The organism is Fuscovulum sp. (assembly GCA_035192965.1).
Taxonomy (GTDB): Bacteria; Pseudomonadota; Alphaproteobacteria; order Rhodobacterales; family Rhodobacteraceae; genus Paragemmobacter.
In genome coordinates this window covers 3,229,899-3,253,118 of record CP136571.1, presented here as the reverse complement: position 1 = coordinate 3,253,118, position 23,220 = coordinate 3,229,899, and the positions used below count along the sequence as shown (strand labels likewise).

General features: G+C 62.2%; 17 protein-coding genes, 1 pseudogene and 1 riboswitch. Of the genes and pseudogenes, 15 read left to right on the top strand and 3 right to left on the bottom strand.

Annotation, left to right across the window (positions count from 1 at the left end):
* The first annotated feature begins 6 nt into the window (after window positions 1-6).
* From RSE12_15870 to RSE12_15810, 13 genes and pseudogenes are all read left to right on the top strand, one after another.
* Window positions 7-1,011 (top strand): alpha-ketoacid dehydrogenase subunit beta, encoded by a 1,005-nt coding sequence (locus tag RSE12_15870; GenBank protein ID WRH61831.1) that lies wholly within the window; start codon window positions 7-9, stop codon window positions 1,009-1,011.
* Between the two features lie 3 nt (window positions 1,012-1,014).
* Entirely contained in the window at window positions 1,015-2,649 is a 1,635-nt protein-coding gene (locus RSE12_15865) for an acetoin dehydrogenase dihydrolipoyllysine-residue acetyltransferase subunit (protein WRH61830.1), read from the top strand.
* Window positions 2,650-2,673: 24 nt separating this feature from the next.
* Window positions 2,674-3,639: a sugar-binding transcriptional regulator gene (locus tag RSE12_15860; protein WRH61829.1), complete on the top strand. Its 966-nt coding sequence runs from the start codon at window positions 2,674-2,676 to the stop codon at window positions 3,637-3,639.
* An 86-nt stretch (window positions 3,640-3,725) separates the two neighbouring features.
* A pseudogene (locus tag RSE12_15855) lies at window positions 3,726-4,433 on the top strand (IS6 family transposase).
* A 580-nt stretch (window positions 4,434-5,013) separates the two neighbouring features.
* Window positions 5,014-5,985 (top strand): galactofuranose ABC transporter, galactofuranose-binding protein YtfQ, encoded by a 972-nt coding sequence (gene ytfQ, locus RSE12_15850; protein WRH61828.1) that lies wholly within the window; start codon window positions 5,014-5,016, stop codon window positions 5,983-5,985.
* Between the two features lie 113 nt (window positions 5,986-6,098).
* Window positions 6,099-7,619 carry a sugar ABC transporter ATP-binding protein gene (locus RSE12_15845; protein ID WRH61827.1) on the top strand — a complete coding sequence of 507 codons (1,521 nt, stop codon included), beginning with the start codon at window positions 6,099-6,101 and terminating at the stop codon, window positions 7,617-7,619.
* Window positions 7,616-8,668 carry an ABC transporter permease gene (locus RSE12_15840; protein ID WRH61826.1) on the top strand — a complete coding sequence of 351 codons (1,053 nt, stop codon included), beginning with the start codon at window positions 7,616-7,618 and terminating at the stop codon, window positions 8,666-8,668. Before RSE12_15845 ends, RSE12_15840 begins: the two co-directional genes overlap by 4 nt.
* Window positions 8,665-9,624, top strand: coding sequence for a galactofuranose ABC transporter, permease protein YjfF (gene yjfF, locus RSE12_15835; protein WRH61825.1), 960 nt, complete (start codon window positions 8,665-8,667; stop codon window positions 9,622-9,624). Before RSE12_15840 ends, yjfF begins: the two co-directional genes overlap by 4 nt.
* A gap of 18 nt (window positions 9,625-9,642) precedes the next feature.
* On the top strand, window positions 9,643-10,368 hold the full coding sequence (locus RSE12_15830; protein ID WRH61824.1) for a FadR/GntR family transcriptional regulator: 726 nt from the start codon (window positions 9,643-9,645) through the stop codon (window positions 10,366-10,368).
* A gap of 733 nt (window positions 10,369-11,101) precedes the next feature.
* Window positions 11,102-11,197, top strand: a riboswitch (TPP riboswitch).
* Window positions 11,198-11,253: 56 nt separating this feature from the next.
* Entirely contained in the window at window positions 11,254-12,042 is a 789-nt protein-coding gene (thiM, locus tag RSE12_15825; GenBank protein WRH64843.1) for a hydroxyethylthiazole kinase, read from the top strand.
* Window positions 12,039-12,653, top strand: a complete 615-nt coding sequence (thiE, locus tag RSE12_15820; protein ID WRH61823.1) for a thiamine phosphate synthase — start codon at window positions 12,039-12,041, stop codon at window positions 12,651-12,653. The genes thiM and thiE overlap by 4 nt, the downstream gene beginning before the upstream one ends.
* On the top strand, window positions 12,650-13,456 hold the full coding sequence (thiD, locus tag RSE12_15815) for a bifunctional hydroxymethylpyrimidine kinase/phosphomethylpyrimidine kinase (protein WRH61822.1): 807 nt from the start codon (window positions 12,650-12,652) through the stop codon (window positions 13,454-13,456). The genes thiE and thiD overlap by 4 nt, the downstream gene beginning before the upstream one ends.
* On the top strand, window positions 13,453-14,217 hold the full coding sequence (locus RSE12_15810; protein ID WRH61821.1) for a 3-oxoacyl-ACP reductase: 765 nt from the start codon (window positions 13,453-13,455) through the stop codon (window positions 14,215-14,217). Before thiD ends, RSE12_15810 begins: the two co-directional genes overlap by 4 nt.
* Before the next feature lie 151 nt (window positions 14,218-14,368).
* Here RSE12_15810 and RSE12_15805 read toward each other — a convergent pair whose 3' ends face one another.
* The gene (locus tag RSE12_15805; GenBank protein WRH61820.1) at window positions 14,369-15,625 is read right to left on the bottom strand and encodes an MgtC/SapB family protein; all 1,257 of its coding nucleotides are present in this window, start codon (window positions 15,623-15,625) and stop codon (window positions 14,369-14,371) included.
* A 297-nt stretch (window positions 15,626-15,922) separates the two neighbouring features.
* Here RSE12_15805 and RSE12_15800 point away from each other — a divergent pair, with 297 nt between their 5' ends.
* On the top strand, window positions 15,923-16,891 hold the full coding sequence (locus RSE12_15800) for an AI-2E family transporter (protein ID WRH61819.1): 969 nt from the start codon (window positions 15,923-15,925) through the stop codon (window positions 16,889-16,891).
* A 170-nt stretch (window positions 16,892-17,061) separates the two neighbouring features.
* Window positions 17,062-19,041, top strand: coding sequence for an FAD-dependent oxidoreductase (locus RSE12_15795; protein ID WRH61818.1), 1,980 nt, complete (start codon window positions 17,062-17,064; stop codon window positions 19,039-19,041).
* A 21-nt stretch (window positions 19,042-19,062) separates the two neighbouring features.
* On the opposite strand, the gene RSE12_15790 is transcribed toward RSE12_15795, so the two are convergent.
* Window positions 19,063-20,724, bottom strand: coding sequence for a phosphoethanolamine--lipid A transferase (locus RSE12_15790; GenBank protein ID WRH61817.1), 1,662 nt, complete (start codon window positions 20,722-20,724; stop codon window positions 19,063-19,065).
* Window positions 20,725-21,127: 403 nt separating this feature from the next.
* Complete coding sequence (locus RSE12_15785; GenBank protein WRH61816.1) at window positions 21,128-23,218, bottom strand: FAD-dependent oxidoreductase; 2,091 nt, start codon at window positions 23,216-23,218, stop codon at window positions 21,128-21,130.
* Between the last annotated feature and the right edge of the window lie 2 nt (window positions 23,219-23,220).

Genomic DNA, 23,220 nt, shown 5'->3' with positions numbered 1-23,220 from the left:
AACGCCATGATCCAGGACCAGGGGCTGCGCACCCTCACCTATGCGGAGGCCATCCGCGAAGCCATGGCCATCGCCATGGAGGCGGACCCGACCGTGATCCTGATGGGCGAAGATATCGGCGTCTATGGCGGGGCTTTTCAGGTGACGCTTGATCTGGTCGACAAGTTCGGCACGGATCGCGTCATGGATACGCCAATTTCGGAATTGGGCGGTGCAGGTGTTGCCGTGGGCGCGGCGCTCACTGGGCTGAAGCCGATCTTCGAATTCCAGTTCTCGGATTTCGCGATGCTGGCCATGGAGCAGATCGTCAACCAGGCTGCCAAGCTGCGCTACATGCTTGGGGGAGAGGCATCGGTTCCGTTGGTGTTCCGCCTGCCATCGGGCTCCGGCACCGGAGCGGCGGCGCAGCATTCGCAATCCATCGAGGCGTGGTTCGGCCATGTGCCGGGGCTTAAGGTTTTGCAACCCAGCACCCCCGAGGATGCCAAGGGGATGCTGCTGGCCGCGCTGGCCGACCCTGACCCGGTGATGATCTTTGAACACAAGCTGCTCTACAAAATGAAAGGCCCGGTCCCGGCAGGCAGCTACAAGACACCCATCGGAAAGGCGATGGTGCGCCGGACCGGCACTGATCTGACCATCGTTGCTGGGTCGATCATGGTGCATCGCGCGCTTGAAGCGGCAGAGCGGCTGGCCAAGGACGGCATCAGTGCCGAGGTGATCGACTTGCGATCGATCCGCCCAATCGACAGCGAGACGATCCTTGCATCTGTGCGCAAGACGGGCCGTCTGATGGTTGTATACGAAGGGGTAAAGGCCTTTGGTGTTGGCGCGGAAATCAGCGCGATCGTGGCTGAAAGCGACGCTTTCGATTTTCTCGATGCACCGATTCTGCGCTTGGGCGCGGCAGACGCGCCTGTGCCCTACAACCCTGACCTGGAACGCGCCTCTGTGCCTCAGGTCGACACGATCGAATTCGCCGCCCGCCGACTGACGCGGCGCGAGGTATAAGGAATGCCGGTCGAAGTGATCCTGCCCAAAGTGGACATGGACATGTCCCACGGCACCCTTGCTGTCTGGCATGCTGCACCGGGCGACAGGGTGATGAAGGGCGCCCCCTTGTTCGACATCGAAACCGACAAGGCCGCAATGGAGGTAGAGGCCCCAGCCTCCGGCCGCCTGCATTCTGTCTTTGCGCAGCCCGGCGACAAGGTGGCGGTGGGCACGGTCATCGCGCTGATCCTCGGCGACGGCGAATCTGAACAAACAAACTTTGCGCTCGCCGACCCATCTGGGAAGTCAGCTGTTTCCGCCGCGCCCGTATCAGTTGGCCCGGTCGAGGTGATCTTGCCAAAGGTGGACATGGATATGTCCCACGGCACCTTGGCTGTCTGGCACGCCACCGAAGGCGATCAAGTGACGAAAGGCGCGGCGTTGTTCGACATCGAAACCGACAAGGCCGCGATGGAGGTAGAGGCTCCAGCCTCCGGCACCCTGCATCACATCACCGCCCGGCCCGGTGACAAGGTGCCCGTGGGCAGCGTGGTGGCCTATATCTATCCTGACGGCATGGCCGCGGGACGGGCTCCCGAAACGTCTATCCGCGTCGCAACCACCGGGCAGGAAGCGCCGCCTTCACCCAACCCGATACAGACTATGGCCGAGACTCAACCCTCTCCAACGATGCTTGTGGGTGAGGAGCTTCGCGCAACACCCGCCGCGCGCGCCGCCGCCCGTGAGGGCAATGTCGCGCTGGAGGGTATCCCGGGGACCGGCCCAAAAGGCCGCATCCAGCGCGACGATGTGGCAGCTTATCTGTCAGCCCGGATGGAACAAGCGGCGCCGTTGGACTCTCTCGCGGGATGGACAGCACAGACAGGCAAGCTGCATGTCAGCCATCGCAAGGGCACTGGCATTCCGCTGGTGCTTCTGCACGGCTTCACCGCCGACAGCCAAAGCTGGGCCCCACTGGAAAAGGCGCTTGGCCCAGAACGTGCCCTGATCCGAATTGACCTGCCCAGTCATGGACGTTCGCCCCGCCGCCACATCACCAGCTTTTCCGACTTGGCCCGAATGATGGTCGAGGCATTTGATGACGCCACGCGCGATCTGGGCCGCGTGCATCTTCTGGGCCATTCGCTTGGTGGTGCGCTGGCCATCGCCATGGCGGACATTCGGCCCCGCCGTGTGGCAAGCTTATCACTGATTGCCCCAGCAGGACTTGGCCCCGAGATCGACGCAGCCGTTTTGTCAGGGATCACTCGCGCAAGCCGCCCCGAAAGCTTGGTCCCGTGGCTGCGCCGCCTGACAGCTATGCCGGACGGCATCAGCGACGATTACGCCCGCGCGGCCATGAAACTGCGCGCCGATCCCGCTCTGCGTGCCGCGCAGGCCGATATGGGTGAAGTGCTGTTTCCGGATGGCGTGCAACCCTTTGACCTGCGCGCCGCGATCAACCGCCTCGAGGCGCCAACAACGCTCATCTGGGGCCGTAAAGACCATATCCTTCCGTATCGGCAGGCGCTTTCGGCAGAGGGTGATTTCGCCCTTCACCTTTTGGCGCATGCAGGTCATGTTCCGCAAATCGAATGTCCCGACCGCGTAGCGCGCATCCTTTTCCGCCATTTGGCCGCGACTTCGACAGAGTAACGATGCGCAACCAAGGGACATGTCATGCAGCCTGCCGATCCGGCATCTGCCCCGCAAAGTGAAACAGACCGCCTGCGTTCACGGGCAGTCTGGCTTTATCATGTCGAAGGCAGCACGCAAAACGACATTGCCGTCCAGCTTGGCATCAGCCGAGTCATGGTTGTGCGCTTGCTGGCGGACGCACGCCGGCGCAACGAAGTGCGGGTGATTGTTTCGTCCCCGCTGGCGGATCTCGTGGAACTGGAACGCGCTGTCGAAACCCGTCATGAAATCGCCCGTGTGATCATCGCCCCCTTTGCCGATCCAGAGGGTGACCCGGTTAAGGTGATTGCCGCAGCGGCAGGCAATTTCATCTCAGGCCTGATGAAATCCGGTATGACCGTGGGCGTCGGTTGGGGCCGCACCCTCTACAACACCCTGCCCTTCATTTCCGGCGAAACGCTGGAAGATTTCCGCGTCGTTTCGTTGCTTGGCGGGATTGCGGCAGCACGGCGCTTCAACCCGGCCGAGTTCGCGTGGCAATTCGCGGAATTGTTTCAGGCCGAAGGCTTTCTGATCCCCGCGCCCGCCGTCGTGGACAGCTCCGAAACCAAACATGCACTTCTAGAACGCTGCGGCCTTTCGGCGATATTCGAGATGGCGGAAAGATTGGATGTGGCCCTACTCTCGGTTGGCGGAATTACCACCCTTACGACCAGTTACCGCACGGGCTACATCACCGAGTCTGACCGCAGATCATTAATCGAAGCCGGGGCGGTGGGGGATGTACTGTATAACTTCATCGACGCGAGCGGTCGCCTTGTCGCGCACGAAGTCAACGAACGCGTGATCTCGGTTAATTTGTCTGTTCTGAGGCGCGCAAGCGAACGGGTGTTGATATCGGGCGGCAAAGAAAAACGTGTCGCCCTTCAAGCGGCGATCCAGACATTGCAGCCAACGACCCTAATCACAGATGAACAATCTGCGAAGGATTTGGTCGGGTTGAAATAACAAAGCTGCGATCTCTTTGCGGGCGTCGGGGCAGTGTCAGAGGAAACCGGCTTGAGGGGACCAGTTTGCCCAGATACCCTCCTGACATGACCCAACACTCACCCTTCCGCTACTTCAAGACCAGCCCCGTGATCATTCGCTTGGCGGTGATGGTCTACATCCGCTTCCCTCTTTCGCTGCGGAACGTCGAGGATCTCCTACACGAACGCGGCATCGAGATCTGCCACGAGACAGTGCGTTACTGATGGAACCGCTTCGGCCCGATCTTCGCGGCTGAGATCCGCAGAAGACGCGTCGATCAAATGAGCCAATGCCGCAAGTGGTAGTGGCACCTCGACGAGATATACGTGATGATCAACGGTGAGATGCACTACCTCTGGAGGGCGGCGGATCACGAGGGCGAAGTTCTCGAAAGCTATGTGACCAAGAGCCGGGATCGTAAAGCTGCATTGAAGTTCATGAAGAAATCCATGCGCCGGCATGGGCGACCGGAGACAATTGTCACTGACAAGCTGCGCTCATATGGAGCAGCATTAAAAGACCTGGGCCGTGGCGATGACCGCGAGATTGCGCGGTGGGCCAACAACCGGGCAGAGAACTCGCATCTGCCCTTCCGAAGGCGGGAGAGAGCAATGCTGCGGTTCCGGCGCATGCGAAGCTTGCAGAAGTTCGCAACCGTCCGCGCCTCCGTCTGCAACCACTTCAACCAGGAGAGATCGCTTGCCTCGCGCGACCACTACAAGGCCAACCGCGCCGCCGCTCTTGCCGAGTGGCGCGGCCTCCTCGTTGCATGACGGAAACCATGGGTAGGGCGAGCGGAGACGGGTTCGCATTAGTCTGACAGCATCGACGAAGGCGCTTGAAAGGCCAGCCTTCCAGAAGGCTCTTGCTGATCAGCTCGCGCATTTCATGGAGGCCGATCTCCGCGAAGCCGCCGACAAGAGTGGATAGCTCGGGCTCCAAAAGCGTCGGACAAGTCCGCACTGGCGCTGGTTTCAGATGGATGAGTTCAGGACCTCACAACAATTGCCGCACTGTTCAAGCTCAAGATGGACTGATTCGACTCTCGTTTTCTCTGAGCGGTTCTTGGCAAACTCTGATCCCAAAGAAGAGATTTCTAGTACCTGAACACCCGTTCAATTCCGTCGGACAACTCAGTTGCCAGAGCTAGACGGCCCAGCCGAGGCCGAACCCGACGCCTAGAATATCTAATATTCTCATCAGGATAACCTGGCAAAGTGGTCAAAGCTATTCCACGGAATTCTGCAACCAGGCATCAGCCGAACAGGAATGTTGCATATAGTATTACTTTTGATACCGTTGCGTTCAGCCACCCTGAGGAGAGGTTGGCGTCAGAATCCATGGGAGGATTACATGAAGCTTTTAAAATCTCTCGCGCTCGGCGCGGGGGTTGGTGGCTTGTTGCTGTCAACTGCATGGGCCGAGGGCCTGGACGGAAAAGTCATCGGCTTCTCGCAGATCGGGTCTGAATCCGGCTGGCGTGCTGCAGAAACCAGCGTCACCAAGGCCGAGGCCGAGGCGCGGGGTATTGATCTGAAGTTTGCCGATGCTCAGCAAAAGCAAGAAAACCAGATCAAAGCGATCCGAGGCTTTGTGGCCCAGGGTGTCGACGCCATCCTCGTGGCCCCTGTGGTCGCGACCGGTTGGGAAGAGGTGCTGACCGAAGCGAAAGAAGCGAACATCCCCGTCGTTCTGCTGGACCGTGGGATTGAAGCACCAGAGGACTTGTACTTGACCTCGGTCGCCTCCGACCAAGTGAAGGAAGGCCGCGTTGCCGGGGAATGGCTGGTAGGTGCCGTGGGCGACAAACAGTGCAATGTTGTCGAATTGCAGGGCACCGTCGGTTCATCCCCCGCGATCAACCGCAAGCAGGGGTTTGAAGAGGCTCTGGCCGGCAAGGCAAACCTTGCGATCATTCGCAGCCAGACGGGTGATTTTACCCGCTCCAAAGGCAAGGAAGTGATGGAAGGCTTCCTGAAGGCCGAAGGTGGTGGTGCGAATATCTGTGCAGTTTACGCCCACAATGATGACATGGCCGTCGGTGCGATCCAGGCGATCAAGGATGCCGGGTTGAAGCCAGGGTCGGATATTCTGGTCGTTTCGATCGACGCAGTGCCCGATATCTTTGCTGCGATGGTAGCTGGTGAAGCAAATGCCACCGTCGAGTTGACCCCCAACATGGCAGGCCCTGCCTTCGAAGCGCTGCAAGCCTACTGGGATGCGGGCACCGTGCCCGAGAAGTTCATCATCACGGAATCCAAGCTCTATACCCCCGCGGATGACCCGCAGGGTGAATACGACCGTCGCAAAGGCCTCGGCTACTAGGTGTCCTCCCCGAGGCCTCGTCGGGCGGTGGCGTCACACCGCCGCCCGGCGGAATTGCTTTATCCGCATGATAAGCGGACAGTCACAGGAAAGAATGGCAAGGGGGGGCGGCCATGTCCGACACAGACAAGACGCCGGTTCTAGAGGCGCGCGGGATCGTCAAAGTCTTTGGGCAGCACCGGGCACTGGACACAGTGGATTTCACCGCCAACGCAGGCGAGGTGCATGCCCTGCTGGGTGAGAATGGCGCCGGGAAATCGACCTTGATCAAGATCCTGACCGGGGCCTATCAGCCGGACAGCGGCGCGTTGCTGCTCGACGGAGAACCGATCCACCTGCGTGACCCGCTGCATGGCCAAAGCTATGGCATCGGCACGGTCTATCAAGAGGTCAACCTGTTGCCGAACCGATCGGTCGCGGAGAACCTCTTCCTTGGCCGCCAACCCACCCGTTTCGGCCTGATCGACCGCCGCCGCAGCGAAGACCTTGCCCGCGACTTGCTGGCCCGCTACGGCCTCGCTATCGATGTGCGGGCGGAACTGTCGGAGTTTTCTGTCGCAGTGCAGCAGATCGTCGCCATCGCCCGTGCGGTGGAGTTGTCCGGCAAGGTGCTGGTGCTGGATGAACCAACCGCCAGCCTTGACCGGAACGAAGTGCAACGTCTGTTCGAGGTTGTTCGCAATCTGCGTGACCAGGGTCTGAGCATCATCTTCATCACCCATTTCTTGGATCAGGTCTTTGATCTGGCCGACCGGGTGACGATCCTGCGCAACGGTCGCAAGATCGTAACGCAACCGCTGAACACGCTAAGCACCACCGACGTCGTCCGAATGATGCTGGGCAAGGATGTGGCCTTCGACCACCATCCATCAGCGCTGGGCGGGGCCGCGCGCGGAGACGTGCATGTCCAGTTCAAAGGCCTCGGCCGCAAGGACATGTCACCGTTCGATCTTGCCATCCATGAGGGCGAAGTCGTCGGGGTGGCGGGGTTGCTTGGATCTGGCCGAACCGAAGTTGCCCGCCTGATGTTTGGCGTCGATACTGCCGATCAAGGCGAGGTTGTGGTCAAGGGCAAGGCCATGACGATCCGCAACCCTGCCCAAGCTGTTGCCGCAGGGTTCGGCTTCTGCCCCGAGGACCGCAAGCTGGACGGCATCTTTGGCGATCTCTCCGTCCGCGAGAACATCATCATCGCCCTGCAGGCCAAGCTGGGCTGGTTCCGCACATTGAACCGCGATGACCAGATTGAACTCGCAGGGCGCTATGCAGAGGCGCTGGATATCCGCGCAGCCAATCACGACATGCCAGTGCGGCTGTTGTCGGGCGGCAATCAGCAAAAGGTCATCCTTGCGCGCTGGTTGGCCATAGATCCAACCTTTCTGATCCTAGACGAGCCGACCCGCGGCATCGACGTGGGTGCCCATGCCGAAATTGTCCGAACCATCAATCGACTGCGAGAGGAGGGGTTGGCGCTGTTCGTCATTTCGTCCGAACTGGATGAAGTGGTGGCCTATTCCAACCGCGTGGTCGTCATGCGCGACCGGGAAATGGTGGCCGAACTGGCTGGCGATGCGATTGCGCCGGATGGGATTGTTCAGGCCATTGCCGGCGCGCCAAGGGAGACCAATGCATGACCCGCCCCACCGCCGACATCCGGCCCAGCAGTCAGCCGCCGCATCCGCCTGCACGACCCATATATACCTTCTTTACACGACCTCAGGTCATCGCGCTGGTCGCGGTGTTGCTCGTGAACTGGCTTCTGTTTCCCGGCTTTTTCACCATCACATGGCAAGATGGACGACTGTTCGGCAGCCTGATTGATGTTCTGAACCGGGGGGCCCCGGTGGCAATACTGGCCATTGGCATGACGGCCGTCATCGCGACCAAGGGTGTCGATCTGTCGGTCGGCGCAGTCATGGCGATCTCTGGTGCCGTTGCGGCAACGCTGGTCAGTTCGGGGGTTCCTGCCACTGTCGCCGTGCTGGCGGCTCTGGCCGCTGGGCTTCTTTGCGGGTTGTGGAACGGCATCCTCGTAACGGGTCTGGACATTCAGCCCATCATCGCCACGCTGGTGCTTATGGTCGCGGGGCGAGGGCTGGCGCAACTGATAACCGAAGGGTCCATCGTCACCTTTGCCGATCCTCTTCTGGTCTTTCTTGGTACCGGATCAATACTTGGACTTCCGACGCCGGTGGTTATTGCGATTGTTCTGATGATCGTTGCCACCCTGATCGTGCGGCGCACCGCCTTGGGCCTGTTGATCGAGGCGGTCGGGGTGAACCGGTCTGCGGCGCGGTTTGCCGGGCTTTCTGCGGGAACGCTTTTGCTGATCGTCTATACCTTTGCCGGCTTCTGCGCCGCCATTGCGGGCCTCATCGTGGCCGGTGACATTCGCGGGGCAGACGCAAACAATGCCGGCCTCTGGCTGGAGTTGGACGCCATCCTCGCCGTGGTCATTGGTGGCACGTCGCTGATGGGGGGGCGGTTTTCGATCCCGCTGGCTGTTTTGGGTGCGATGATCATCCAGGCGATGAACACCGGCATCCTCATTTCGGGCTTCTCGCCCGAATTCAACCTCGTAGTCAAATCGGCCGTGATCATCGTCATCCTTGTCCTGCAATCGCCGCTTTCGGCGCGGGTGTTCCGCCGCCGTCCTGACGGCCGCCCCGGAAATCCACAATGAACCGCAGCCTGCGTCCGCTTCTTGCCACCACGGCAATCTTTCTGTTCGCCTATCTTCTGGCCGTGATCCAGCACCCCGGGATGCTGTCCACTCGCGTTTTGGGCAATTTCCTGACCGACAACGCCTTTATGGGGATCGCTGCGGTTGGGATGACCTTCGTGATCCTGTCGGGTGGGATCGACCTTTCGGTGGGTGCGGTTATCGGCTTTACGACCGTGCTGATTGCCGTGCTGATCATGTGGCTGAATCTGCATCCGCTACTGGCCTTTGCCATTGCTCTGACCGTAGCCGCTCTGTTTGGGGCGATCATGGGGGCGGCGATCCATTACCTGCGGGTCCCAAGCTTCATTGTCACTCTGGCGGGCATGTTCCTGGCGCGAGGCGGGGCATCGGTCCTTTCGCCCGACAGCATCGGAATCCAGCACGAGTTTTTCTCATCCGTTTCCAAAAGCTACATCCTGATGCCGGGGGGGGGGCGTCTGACGGTGATTGGCATGATCATGTTGGCCGTCTTTGCCGCGGCCATTCTTCTGGCACATCGCACGCGCTTCGGGTCCAACGTCTATGCGCTTGGTGGATCGGAAACTTCTGCCGCGCTGATGGGCGTGCCCGTGGCGCGGACGACGATTGCGATCTACGCTCTTTCCTCCGGTCTTGCAGGCCTCGCCGGTGTTGTATTTTCGCTATATACCTCGGCCGGATACTCACTGAATGCCTTGGGGGTAGAGCTTGATGCCATCGCCGCCGTGGTGATTGGCGGCACGCTTTTGACGGGCGGATATGGCTTTGTGGCAGGCACCTTCATCGGCGTGATGCTACAAGGACTGGTGCAGACCTACATCGTCTTTGATGGAACCTTGTCGAGTTGGTGGACCAAGATTGTCGTCGGCGTGCTTTTGTTTATGTTCATCGTGTTGCAACGGCTCGTCTTCCGGGCCGGGACGCGACGCAACTAAGCCCTTGGATCTGATGAGATGAGCGAACCCGGGAGCCTGATCCGCACGCTCTCCGGGCGGCAATCGGCGCGGAACTTCCATTCCTATGTGATAAACGAGGTTGGGCGCGCGATCGTCGCAGGCGAGATGCCCGTGGGCTCAAGCCTGCCGGGTGACGCCGAAATGATGGATCGCTTCGGTGTCTCGCGCACCGTGCTGCGAGAGGCGTTGAAAACGCTGGAGGCGAAAGGCCTTGTCGAGGCACGGGCCAAGGTCGGCACCCGCGTGCTGCCACAATCACGCTGGAACCTGTTTGACCGGCAAGTGCTTTCCTGGAAGCTCGAAAGCGGTCCCTCCCCCGCCTTTCTGGCCGCCTTCGACGTGATCCGCGAAAGCCTCGAGCTACAAGCCGCCCGCCTCGCCGCCCGAAACCGAGAAGCAGAACATCTGCGGCTGATGCATTACTGGCTGAACCAGCAATCCGTGCTGGCGCATCAGCCTGAACCTTTTGCCCTTGCCCTCTTCGAAATCCACCGCCTGTTGACCGAGGCCTCTGGCAATCCCTTCCTGCGAGCGGCTTCTTCCATCATGGAATTCGGCATCGCGGTCGCAGTTCAAAGGCGCTTAACAAGTGACGGCAGGGCACCCCCCGAAGGTCTCGCCCAAGCAGTGGAAGCAGAGTATTACGAGGTGATAAACGCAGTCGAAAGGGGTCAGGAAGACCTTGCAGCCGCAGGTATGTCAAAGCTCATAAATGCGCGTTGAAGCTCGCACTAGTTAAAGCTGCCATGTCAGTCTCATTGATGGAAGGAGCGCTTTCAGAAGAACATTGCTTGCCGCATGACAAGCCGTCGCTTTGACTAGGCCGCGTGGTAAAACGTTCGCCCTTTCGCTACAATAAGACTGTCCCTTAGCTCATTCGCCTAGCGGTGATGCTCTGCAGTGGACGCGGCGATTGTTGCGATATCGGTCACTGGTTCTACTACCTTGCCGAGAACCCGCACCTCCCTTTCGGACGAAGAGATCCGGCGATGTTGCGGTTCCGGCGCATGCGAACGCCACTGAAGTTCGCCTCGGTCGATGCCTCAGTCCACAACCACTTTCCAAAGGAGCGCCACCTGCAGTGCCGCAACACCGACAAGCAGACCCGCGCCGCTGCTATTGCCGATTGGCACGGCTTTCTAACTGCCTGATCGAAAGGTGGGATTGAGAAACGGAGACTGGTTCGCATTCGTCTGACAGCACCGCCACTTCTTGCTTTGATCGATCCTTCCCGGGGACTGCGTGGTTGGTTGGCCAACCTTGCCCGAACCCATGCCGATTTTCTGAAAACTCCACGGGAAGGTTGAGCGAAATTGGCTGCTTTGGACAGTTATCTCCACGATAAGGGCCCGGCTGGCATTGTTTTGAGGCGGCCAGTGGTCGATGCGCGGGGTTCTTTTTTCATGGGCCAAGTGCCGCGCGCTTCTTGACATTTTCTGGCGCTGCTTGGACTTTCGCGCTGCGACAGGGGCGTCCGGGACACCGGGCTGAGAAGCACCCTTTGAACCTGAACCAGATCATGCTGGCGTAGGGAGTCCGCGGCGGGTGCGTTTTGCCATTCTTGGCTGGGCATCTGTCCTCGGCCTCCTGCGTGGGCGGGAGGACAAGATGGAAAACTGCGGCGACTATCTGCATCGGATGCGCGCGACCGCGCCATTGGTGCACAACATCACGAACTATGTGGCCATGAATGTCATGGCGAATGTGCTTCTGGCGGTGGGGGCATCGCCTGCCATGGTGCATGCCCGCGAAGAGGTGGCCGAGTTTGCCGGGCTGGCGCAGGCGCTGAGCATCAATATTGGCACGCTGGATGCGCCGTGGGCCGAGTCGATGGAATTGGCCGCGGCGGCGATGGTGGCCGCGGGTCGGCCTTGGGTGCTGGATCCTGTTGGTGTCGGGGCGACACGCTTTCGGCAAGAGGTCTGTCGTCGGCTGCTAGCGCTGCGGCCTGCGGTCATTCGCGGAAATGCGTCGGAAATCATGGCTTTGGCGGGAATCGGGGCCAAGGGGCGCGGGGCGGATGCGACCGATCCGGTCGAGGCGGCCGAAGAGGCTGCGCGCGAACTGGCCCGACGGATAGGCGCGGTCGTGGCCGTATCTGGCCCGGTGGATTTCATCACGGATGGGGCGGAAGCTCTGCGCGTGTTCAACGGCCATGCGCTGATGCCTTGTGTCACCGCGCTGGGGTGTTCGCTGAATGGGGTGATCGCCGCCTTTGTGGTGGGACAACGCCCGCTTGAGGCGACGGTGGCGGCGATGGCCTGTTACGGGCTGGCGGGCGAGCGGGCGGCAGCGCTGGCCCATGGGCCGGGCAGTTTTCAGGTGGCCTTTCTGGATACGCTGCACGCCCTGACGCCTGATGCGTTGAGCCGGGACGCAAGGGTGGGACGCGCATGATTTGGCCGGTTTATGTGATCACTGATCCCGGGGCTGGTCTGCCTGTCGCCGAACAGGCGCTGGCTGCGGCGCGCGGGGGGGCGGCCCTGATTCAGATCCGCGACAAGCATGCGTCGGATGCCGACCTTGCGGCGCTGGTTGCCGGGCTGATCCCGCGCGTTGCGGCCTTGGGGGCAAGGCTGATCGTGAATGATCGGGTGGACGTCGCGCTGAGCACGGGCGCGCATGGTTTGCATATAGGGCAGGGGGATGGCGACGCGGCCGCGATCCGGCGGCGGATGCCGCCAGGTATGCTGCTGGGGCTATCGATCGAAACGGTTCGACAGGCGAGGGGCATCCCGCGCGGGTTGGTCGATTACATCGGCGCGGGCCCCGTGCGCGCGACCGCCACCAAGCCCGATCATGCCGCGCCCATCGGGTTTGACGGGCTGGCGGCGATCATCGCAGAGGCGCGGCTGCCGACCTATGCCATCGGCGGTATCGGCCCGGGCGATGCGGCGGCGGTGCGGGCGGCGGGTGCCGCAGGTCTGGCGGTGGTTTCGGCGGTGGTGCGCGCGGTGGACCCGGAAGCCGCCACAGCCGCACTGGTTGCGGAATGGGGGATGGCATGATCCCCAATACACTGTCCATCGCCGGCTCTGACCCTTCGGGTGGGGCAGGCATTCAGGCCGATATCAAGGCCATTTCCGCCAATGGCGGCTATGCGATGGCTGTGATCACGGCTTTGACCGCGCAGAACACTCAAGGCGTTGCAGCGGTTCAGATGATCGATCCGGGGTTTGTCGTCCGGCAGATCGCGGCCTTGCGGGCCGATATCCGGATTGATGCAGTCAAGATCGGGATGCTTGGCACCGCTGCGATGGTTGAGGCTGTTTTTGCGGCGCTGGCCGGGCTGGATGTGCCGGTGGTGCTTGACCCGGTCATGGTTGCCAAGAGCGGGGATCGTTTGTTGATGGCCGAGGCGGTTGCCGCATTGCGCGCCGCCGTGCCGCTGGCCACGGTCATCACGCCGAATCTGCCTGAAGCGGCCGATCTTCTGGCCCAGCCGGAGGCCGTATCGCTGGAAGGAATGGCGGCGCAGGCGCAGGCGTTGCTGTCGCTGGGGCCACGGGCGGTGCTGCTGAAAGGCGGGCATTTGCCGGGGGGTGAGTGTCCGGACCTGCTGGTCACGGCAGAGGCCACCACATGGTTGCCGGGGATACGGCATGCTTCGCACAAGACGCATGGGACGGGATGCACCCTGTCATCCGCGCTTGCGACGCAGCTTGGCCTTGGCCTGCCGCTTGCCGAGGCGGCGAATGCCGCCAAAGCCTATGTCGCCCGCGCGATCGCCACGGCGGATGCGCTGACCGTCGGTCATGGGCATGGCCCCACCCACCATTTCCACGCCTTCTTTGAAGGAGATACCCCATGACGCGCCCGCTTTCCGAATTGACCGTTCTTGTGACTGGCGCTGGCCGTGGCCTTGGTGCGGCCATTGCCCGTGCTTTTGCCCGTGAAGGGGCGCGCGTTGCCATCAACTATCGCAACAGCGAAGCAAAGGCGCAGGCCTTGGCAGCCGAGATCGGGCCGCGTGCTGCTGCCTTTGCGGCAGACGTCACCGATCCTGCGCAGGTTGCGGCGATGGTGGCGCGCATCAGCGAAACCTTCGGAGCACCGGATGTGCTGGTGCATAATGCGCTGGCGGATTTTTCGTTCAACGGGGATGCGCGGTCGCATCTGGACAGCCTGACCTGGGCCGAGATCGCGGCGCAGGCCCAGACTGCCGTAGGGGGCGCGCTGAACTGCATGCAGGTGTTGCGGCCGCATTTTGCAGCGCAGGGGTTCGGGCGGGTCATCACAATCGGCACCAATCTGATGCAGAACCCCGTCGTGCCCTATCACGACTATACTGCCGCCAAAGGCGCGCTGCTTGCGCTGACGCGCACGGCGGCGAAAGAGCTTGGTCCGTTGGGTGTGACCGTCAACATGGTGTCGGGCGGGTTGCTGCGCACGACGGATGCAAGCCGCGCCACGCCGGAGGCTGTGTTCGATATCGTTGCCAGCCAAACCCCATTGGGGCGGGTCACGTCGCCAGAGGATCTGGCGGATGCCGTGCTGTTTTTCGCCTCGCCTTGGGGGCGGGCTGTGACCGGGCAGAACCTGATTGTGGATGGTGGGCTGGTGTTCGGCTGACAGAGGCGGAAAAGTCGGCTTGGGCTCCCATTTGGCCGCCGGCCTGCAAGAGGTGCAGGCCGTTTTTCTGTTGGAGAACAAGTGTTTCGTTTCCGCCCTGCGCAGGTGGGTAGCTTGGCGACTGTCGGTCTGGCGGGTGGCCCGGTCAGTTTCAGACCAGGGGCAGATAGAGGCCGACCCAGGCCGCTAGTGTGACAAGGATCAGACCGGGCACGACGCGGAGCGCGAAGGGCCAGCCGCCGCTGGTGGCGGCCATGACGATCTTTGTCAGAGTGTTTGAGGTCAAGCCAGCGAGGATGGGGAGAACGGCATCCTGCGGGATGATTTTGCCGGAGGCCACAAGCGTTGCCACTGATATTCCCGCGGCATGCGTGTCCACCAATCCGGCGATCGCCGCAGCGAGAAGCACGCCTGTGTCACCATACCGTGTTTGGAGACCCGCCGAGATGAGGAGAACCAGTCCAAGGATGACGCCGAAAGCGAGGGCTGTGTTCAGGCTGAAGACGCCGCCAGTCTGCACTGTATCACCCCCCGCATTGCGGGCCGCAAGAAGCGTGAAAGCCAGACCATAGACCGCAGCGACGACCCCGGCCAGAAGCAGCGGCCCCGACAGGGCGATCAGGGTGGGCATGCTGGTGGCCCCAACGACCAGCGCCATCTGGGCTATCGTGGCGACGGTCGACAGGACCGCGCCCGCGACGCAGGCTGAAAGCAGGTCTTTGGATTTCTTGGCCCGCGATCCCATCGCGCCGATGGTGGCTGCGCTGGAGATGAAACCCGAGATGGCCCCGGCCAGCGGCAATCCGAACCGTGCCCCGAATAGGCGCACCGCTACATACCCTGCTGCGCTGATTGCCATGACCAGCACGATCACGACCCATATCGAGTGCGGATTGAGCGCAAGGTAAGGGCCCATTGGCCGGTTTGGCACAAGCGGCAGGACAACAAGCGTCGCCGCTGCAAAGATCAGGGCGTCGTCGAGTTCGGCCTTGGATATCACCGTGATGACAAGGTTATGCAGCCATGCCTTGGTGTAGAGCAGGACCGTCACCGCAACGGCGATTGCGGCGGCTGTCTGGGGCGATTGCATGCACATGCCACCAAGAAGCGCCGTCAGGACGAGGACGATTTCCGTGGTTAGTCCCGGATCCTGATCCTGCGCCCGCCAATACGAGATGGCGACCATGATCGCGACGCTGCCGGTCAGAACGGCGAGAAGGCCGATGCCCCCGAGTGAGAAGGCCACGGCCCCCGACAGAGAGGTGATGGTGAAGGTCCGGATCCCGGCCGGGGCGCGTGCCGGGCCTTCGCCTTTGCGCCGTTCCCGTTCCGCGCCGATCAGGGCCCCGACAGCGACGGCGCTGACAAGGTTCAGGATCGGAGGGTCGAGAAGCAGAGCAGGTTCCATGAAAATCTGGCGCGCCTTTGTTCAGGATCAATGCATAGGCCGCAGGACCTGTGCCTGTATTGATCTGGATCACCCAGGCTTGGCTGCCGGCATTCGTAGGGCGAATCCGATCAGCGCGACCTGGGTGAGAAGAACGGTAACCTGCATCAAGGCGATGATTGCGATGCGGGGGTAACATCAACTCAAGTCATGCAGGAACGCCTGTTGCCAGCATCCGCCCCATCCCCCCGCCGCAGTCGCATCAGGCGTCTTTCATTGGCCATTGCCAGTGCTGCGGGCATTCTTTTGTGTCTGCTTGTGGCCTGGCCCTTCCTTGGGGCCATCACCTGGGCGCTGACCCTGGCCATCCTGTTTGCGCCGCTCCATGCCCGGATCGAAAGGTTCGTGCGGCATCCCAATATCGCGGCGCTGCTTTCGACGGCCATCGTGATGGTTGTCGTCGTCGTGCCTGCCGTTTTCGTCGTTGAACGGCTGATCACGGAAGCGGCCTCTGGCATTCAGGCACTTCAGGCGCGGGTGGAGGGCGGCGAGCTTCAGTCGCTGCTTGACAGCCATCCTGCCCTTGCGCCGTTTGGGGCCTGGATTGACCGGCAGTTCGATCTGCCGTCGATGATGTCGGGCATTGCGACCTGGCTGAGCAATCTGGGAGCGAGTTTTGTTCGCGGGTCGTTGTTGCAGGTGGTTGAGGTGTTCATCACCTTTTACCTGTTGTTCTACTTTCTGCGCGACAGGCTGGCGGCAAGGGCGATGATCCTGACCTGGTTGCCGCTGACACGGCCCGAGACAGAGCAGGTGCTGCGGCGCGTGGAGGAAACGGTGCATGCGACAGTCTACGGGACGCTGGCTGTTGCGGCAGTTCAGGGCAGTTTGGGCGGATTGATGTTCTGGGCGCTGGGTTTGCCCACGCCTTTGCTGTGGGGTTTGGTGATGGGGCTTTTGTCCATCGTGCCGGTGCTTGGGGCCTTTATCGTCTGGATCCCGGCGGCGATCCTGCTTTTGCTGGATGGAAGTTGGGCGCGCGCGCTGGTTCTGGCCGCCTGGGGCGGGATTGTGGTTGGCAGCATCGACAACGTGCTGCGGCCAATGTTCGTGGGCAACCGTCTGCGCCTGCACACCATCCCTGCGTTCATTTCGATCATTGGCGGCCTTGTCCTGTTTGGCGCGCCGGGATTCATCCTTGGCCCGCTGGCCGCCACGATGACGATGCTGCTGGTGCAGTTCTGGACGCAGGGCGAGGCGGAGGGGCAAGAGGACGGCCACGGGTGACGCGTCTTTTGCGTGACGGTGTTCTGTGCTGCATCGGCGAAGTCGGACATTGACCGGCGAGATTCCGGGCGGTCGTACCGTCGCGCCGGAGCAAGGTGGCGTCGCCCGCGGATTGGCGCGGGCGGGCGGGGCGGTGTAGCAAAGGGCGCAGCGGGAACTGGAGCCATGACATGCCGGAGGAACAGACGCGATCAGGGACGGGATTTCCGCATCTTTTCGCGCCGTTGCGCATTCGCGGCGCAACCCTGCGCAACCGGATCATGTCGACCGGGCATGACACCGTGCTGCCGGTGGATGGCACGGTCAATGAAGCGCTGATCGCTTATCATCTGGCGCGGGCGCGGGGTGGTGTCGGGCTGATCGTGACGCAGGTGGCAGGGGTGCATGAGACGGCGCGCTATACATCGCATCTGCTGATGGCGACGACGGATGCGTGTATTCCCGGCTATCGGCGGCTGGCGGATGCCCTGCATGCCGAAGGGGTGACGGTGTTTTCACAGCTGTTTCACCCGGGGCGCGAAATCATGGAAAGCGCGGATGGGCTGCTGGCAGTGGCCTATGCGCCATCCGTCAGCCCGAATGAGCGGTTCCATGTGATGCCGCGCGCCCTGACCCTGCCGTTGATTGATGAGATCGTGGCGGGCTATGCGGCGGCGGCGCGGCGGATGCGGGCGGCGGGACTGGACGGGGTGGAGGTGGTGGCAAGCCATGGCTATCTGCCGGCGCAGTTCCTGAACCCCCGGGTGAACCGGCGCAGTGATGGCTATGGCGGGGATGAGGAGCGGCGGCTGCGGTTCCTGCGCGAGGTGCTGCAGGCCATCCGCGCGCAGACGGACGAGGATTTTGTCATCGGGCTGCGGATCAGCGCGGGCGAGCGGGATGATGAGGGGCTGACCGGGGAGGAGGCGCAGGCGGCCTGTGTCGCGCTGGAGGCGGACCTTGATTATGTGAATGTGACGACAGGCACATCAGCCTCGGTCGGGGGGGCGGTTCATATTGCGCCGCCGATGGCCTATGCGCCGGGTTATGTGGCCCCGGATGCAGGGGCGTTCCGCAAGGCGTTGAAAGTGCCGGTCTTTGTGGCCGGGCGGATCAACCAGCCGCAGGAAGCCGAGGCCATTCTGGCCGCGGGGCTGGCGGATGTCTGTGGCATGACGCGGGCGTTGATCGCCGATCCGGAGATGCCCGCCAAGGCGGCGCGGGGGGCGGTGGACGACATCCGCGCCTGTATCGGCTGCAATCAGGCCTGTATCGGGCATTTCCACAAGGGTTTGCCGGTGTCCTGCATCCAGCATCCTGAGACGGGGCGGGAACTGGTTTACGGGCAGTTTGTGCCTGCGCCGCGGCAGAAGCGGGTGATGGTTGTGGGCGGTGGCCCGGCGGGGATGAAGGCCGCCGTGACGGCGGCGAAGCGCGGGCATGCGGTCACGCTCTATGAGGCGGCGGCGCAACCGGGTGGGCAGGCGCTGTTGGCGCAGTTGTTGCCAAGGCGGGCGGAGTTCGGCGGGATCGTCACCAACCTGCTGCGCGAGATGGAACTTGCACAAGTGCGGGTGCGCCGGGGGCAGCGAGTGACGGCTGAATTGCTGGCGTCGGAGCGACCGGATGCGGTGATCCTGGCCACGGGGGCGGTGCCGCATGTGCCAGCGGACATGCCCCAAGATGGAACGGTGCAGGTGGTGACCGCATGGCAGGTGCTGCGCGGCGAGGTGAAGGTTGGCGCACGGGTGGTGATTGCGGATTGGCGCTGCGACTGGATCGGTCCGGGCGTGGCGGAGGGGCTGGCGAAGGCGGGGTCCGCGGTGACACTTGCAGTCAACGGGCTGCATGCGGGTGAGGTGCTGCCGCTCTATGTGCGCGACAACATCGCTGCTGAGTTGCACCGTTTGCGGGTGGAGGTGCGGCCTTACATGCGGCTGTTCGGCACGGCTGGCGGTAGTGTGTTCCTGCAACATGTGCCGTCGGGGGAGGCGGTTGAGGTGGAGGGTGTTGACACGCTGGTGCTGTGCCTTGGCCACCAACCGGTGGATGACCTGTCAGAGGCTGTGACAGCGCTGGGGATCGAGTTGCACATGGCGGGCGATTGTCTGGCCCCGCGCACGGCGGAAGAGGCGGTTTTTGACGGTCTGCGCGCCGGGGTTGCCGTCTGACCCCGACGCGCGGATCTGGCGTCAGCTGCGGCAGGTGGTGGCAAGATCGAGACTGTCATCCCGCACCGTGGTGACCACGTCCATCAGGCCAAGGACGGTGTGGAAGACGTTGTCCTGGCTCAGTTCCGTATCAGCTTTGATCTTCAGGCAGGCTTGGTCGACCTTCAGTTCCTGCTGATAGAGCGGGGAAAGCCACATCACCATCGGCACCTGCGTTTGCGTGTCCGGGGCAAGGAAATAGGGCGCGGCATGAAGGTAGAGGCCATCTTCACCAAGGGATTCCCCGTGATCTGACAGGAAGAAGACGGCCGGAATGACATCGGATTGCGCGGCCAGAAGGTCGATCGTCTGGGCGATGACGTGATCGGTAAAGCGGATGGAGTTGTCGTAGGCGTTGACGATTTCATCGGTTGTGCAATCGGCAAATTCGGCGGTGCGGCAGGCGGGGGCGAAGACCTCTGCCTCGGCTGGGTAGCGGAGGTAATAGGCGGGGCCGTGGCTGCCGATCATGTGAATGAACAGGACTGTGTCACGTTTCAGGGTGGGCAGGGCCTGTTTGAGTGGGTTCAGGAAGACCGCATCGGTGCATTCGCCCTGTGCGCAGGCGGCGGGATCATCGGCAGCAGTCATGCGGCGGGCCTTTGCCACGCGGCCGGCGGTGCCCTGGTCGCCGGTGTTGTTATCCCACCAGAGAACGTCGATGTCGGCGTGGGACAGGACATCGGTCAGGTTCTCCTGCCGGATGCCATTGTCATAGGAATAGCCGTCGCGGGTGAGGTTCGACAGCATGCAGGGCACTGACACGGCGGTTGAAGTGCCGCAGGAGGAGACGTCGGTGAAGTTCACAACATCGCGCTGGGCCAGTTCGGGGGTGGTGGGGCGGTCATAGCCGTTCAGGCCGAAATTCTGCGCCCGCGCGGTTTCGCCCACGAAGACAACGGTCAGAACCGGCTTGGCCGCGGCGGTGATCAGCGGGCCCTTGCGCGCATCGGCACCCAGCGGGGCCACGGTAACGTTTTTGGTGCGCAGCATCATCTTGGAATAACGCGCCGCCCCGGCGATGGCGGCGCCGGGCTGATAGCTGGCCAACACATCCTTGCGTTCGCGGGCCACGGCGGAATAAGCCTTGAAGTCGCTGAACAGCGCGCCGGCAAAGATGGCCAGTGCCAGGATCACCGTGAGCGCCCAGCGCCAGATATTCGTGAACAGCGGTGTCGGGCGGATGCGGACCCACAGCACGGCGGCAGCGGGCAAGAGGCCCCAGATCGCGACATGCGTGAGGAACCCGAGGGTAATAAGATGTTTGGATTCCGTCATCGTCGTGAGCATGGCGTTCTGGATCATCTCGCGGTCGATGATGATGCCGAGGCTGTCCATGTAATAAGATGTCACCGCCGAAAGGATCAGCAGGAAGGCTGCGACGGGTTTGAGAAGCCAGCGGAAGCCGAAGAACGACACCGTGAGCAGTGTGAGCATCCAGACGGCGATGCCCCATCCGGCGACCTGACGGATATTGCCGTCAAAGACGATCCAGGCGCGGTGCCAGAAGGTGAGGTTGTGAGCCGCCATGATGAACAGCGACACGCCCAGAGCAAGGGCGAGCGCCGGGATTTCGGGCCGCGTCGGGCGGAAGCGGGGGGTGGATGCGACCTGATCCGGCGCAATCTTTGACAAGTTCTGCAAGGGAAACGATCCTGTGCCTCATGGCGCTGCCGATTGTTCGGCGTGCCTTTTTCTGGCCACTGGAATAGGGCCCTTGGGCGCAGGCGGATATTCTACCCCTGTCATGGACGAGCGGTCTGCAACGCAAGTTATAGGCGTGGAAAGATGATCTGGCGGCGACTGCCGGGAGGGTTGCACGCTTGGGTGGTGTTTTGGGGCAGGTGCCAGCCCTGCTGCGAGAAGTATGCCAAAGGGGCAAAAGAGGCCGCCATGAGTCGGTCGACTGTGTCGACAGGCTGCGGCGGGGTGTTCGGGGGTTCACGCAGGGCGTTTGGCTTGATCCAAGCTGATTTCTTGCTTTTCAGATTCGAACGAAATTTGTCGTCGTGCGGAGCAAATTTGCACTGATGATTTCACTTTTCCATCATGGGGTCAGAAGAGAGGGTGGCAGGAGGGCCGCAATCTCGCGCCGGAAGGAAAGCGCATCGCCGATGTCAGGTTGATCCAGTTCTTCGGCATAGCGCCGACCGGCATAGGTGGCCCAGGCGATGGGGCCGGGGGAGGCAGCATCGCCGATCAATTTGAGCGAGGCGATGCCTGCCCCTTTCCAGTCGCGGGCCTTCAGGTCATGGAAGAGGGCGTCTTCTGGGATGCGCGCGGTGACCATCAGCACAGCATCGCAGGCGATCTGGCGGGTTTGGTCGTTCCAGGTGCAGGTGACATCAGCCCCGGTTGCGTGGATCCGGTCAGGCGCGTGCGACAGATGCAGGCGCACACCAAGGCCGGCCAGGCGGCGCTGGATCGTGGCCTGTTCAAGGGTGTTGTCAGTCCATTCGGCGACCTTCACCGCAGGGGTCACGAAATCCACCGTGCAGCCGCGTGCGACCAGAAGTTCGGCCATGACCGAGCCCATGTAGAAATGGTCATCGTCGTAAAGCAGGACATTGCTGCCTTTGGGGCCGCCGCCTGCCATCAGATCATCCGGGGTGAAGATCGGCATGTTGGGATCGGTGGGGATCGGGTGGAGGTGAAGGCGCGCCACCGCATCGCGCCGCCAGTGGCAGCCTGTGGCGATGGCAACATGTTCGATGCCGAAAGACAGGATGTCATCGGGCGTCAGGCGGCTGTCGAGATAGGTTTGTACATTGGGCATGGGGGCGATCTGGCCCGCGCGGTAATCGGCCACGCGGCCCCATGCGGAAAGGCCCGGAAGGATGCGTTCACGGGCGACGCGGCCGCCAAGGGTGGTGGTGGCCTCGGCCAGCGTAACCTGATAACCGCGCTTGCCAAGGATATGCGCAGCCTCCAACCCCGCCGGGCCTGCGCCCACGATCAGCACGCTTTCGGATTTTCCCTTGGGGTGGACCCGTTCGGGGTGCCAGCCTTTGCGCCATTCCTCCATGAAGGCGGTGTTCTGGGTGCAGCGGCTGATGCCTTGGGTCATGTCGCCCGAGACGCAGATGTTGCAGCCGATGCATTCGCGGATGTCGTCGAAGCGGCCTTCCTTGATCTTCTTGGGCAGGTAAGGATCGGCGATGGAGGGGCGGGCAGCGCCGATGAAATCGAGTACGCCGGACCTGATTTGCCGCACCATGGCATCGGCAGAGGTGAAGCGGCCGACGCCGACGACGGGTTTGCTGGTGAGCGTCTTGATGCCCTTTACAAGGTCTTCCTGCGCGCCTTCGGGTTTGAAGCGGGAGGTGCCGGAGCAGGCTTCCCACGTGCCATGGGCGAGATCCCAGATATCGGGAAGGTCGCCATGCATTTCGATGAAGTCGCGGAGTTCAGTGTTGGAAAAGCCCATCTCGCCTGCTTCGTGCAAGGAAAGGCGCAGGGAAATGGCAAGCTCGCCCTTGGTTTCTTCGCGCGCCTCGTCGACGATCTCGCGCAGGAAGCGGGCGCGGTTCTCCAAGCTGCCACCGTATTCGTCGGTTCTGTGATTGGTGTTGCGGGAAAGGAAATGTTGCAGGATGCCAAAGCCATGTGCGCCGTAGAGGCAGATCAGGTCAAAGCCTGCGGTCTGTGACCGGCGAAAGGCGTTGCGGAACCAGCGGCGCAAGTCGCGGATATCTTCCCGGTCCATGGTGCGCGCTTGCACGGGATCAGAGGTGAAGGTCAGGATCGGGCCACCCGAGACGGCGAGGGGAACTTCGCGGGAATAGAGGTTGGGGCCGTTGATGCCGGAATAAGCAAGCTGGATGCCTGCGAGTGCGCCGTGGGATTTCATCGCCTCGGCCATCCGGGCCAGCGCGGGGATGTCGCGGTCATCCCAGAGATGCTGTTCGATAAAGGGGGTGATCTCAGAGGTGGGGTGAATCTCGGTCTGTTCGGTGAAGATCACGCCCCAGCCGCCTTCGGCCTTGGTCCGGCGCATTTCGACCACGGCTGATGGGTCGCGGTAGCCGCCGCCGTTGCAGTGGGGAACCTGATAGAAACGGTTCTTGGCCAGTTTCGGCCCGATGCGGAGGGGCTCGAACAGGATGTCATAGCGGCTGTCGCGCGTGTCCTTGGGCATGG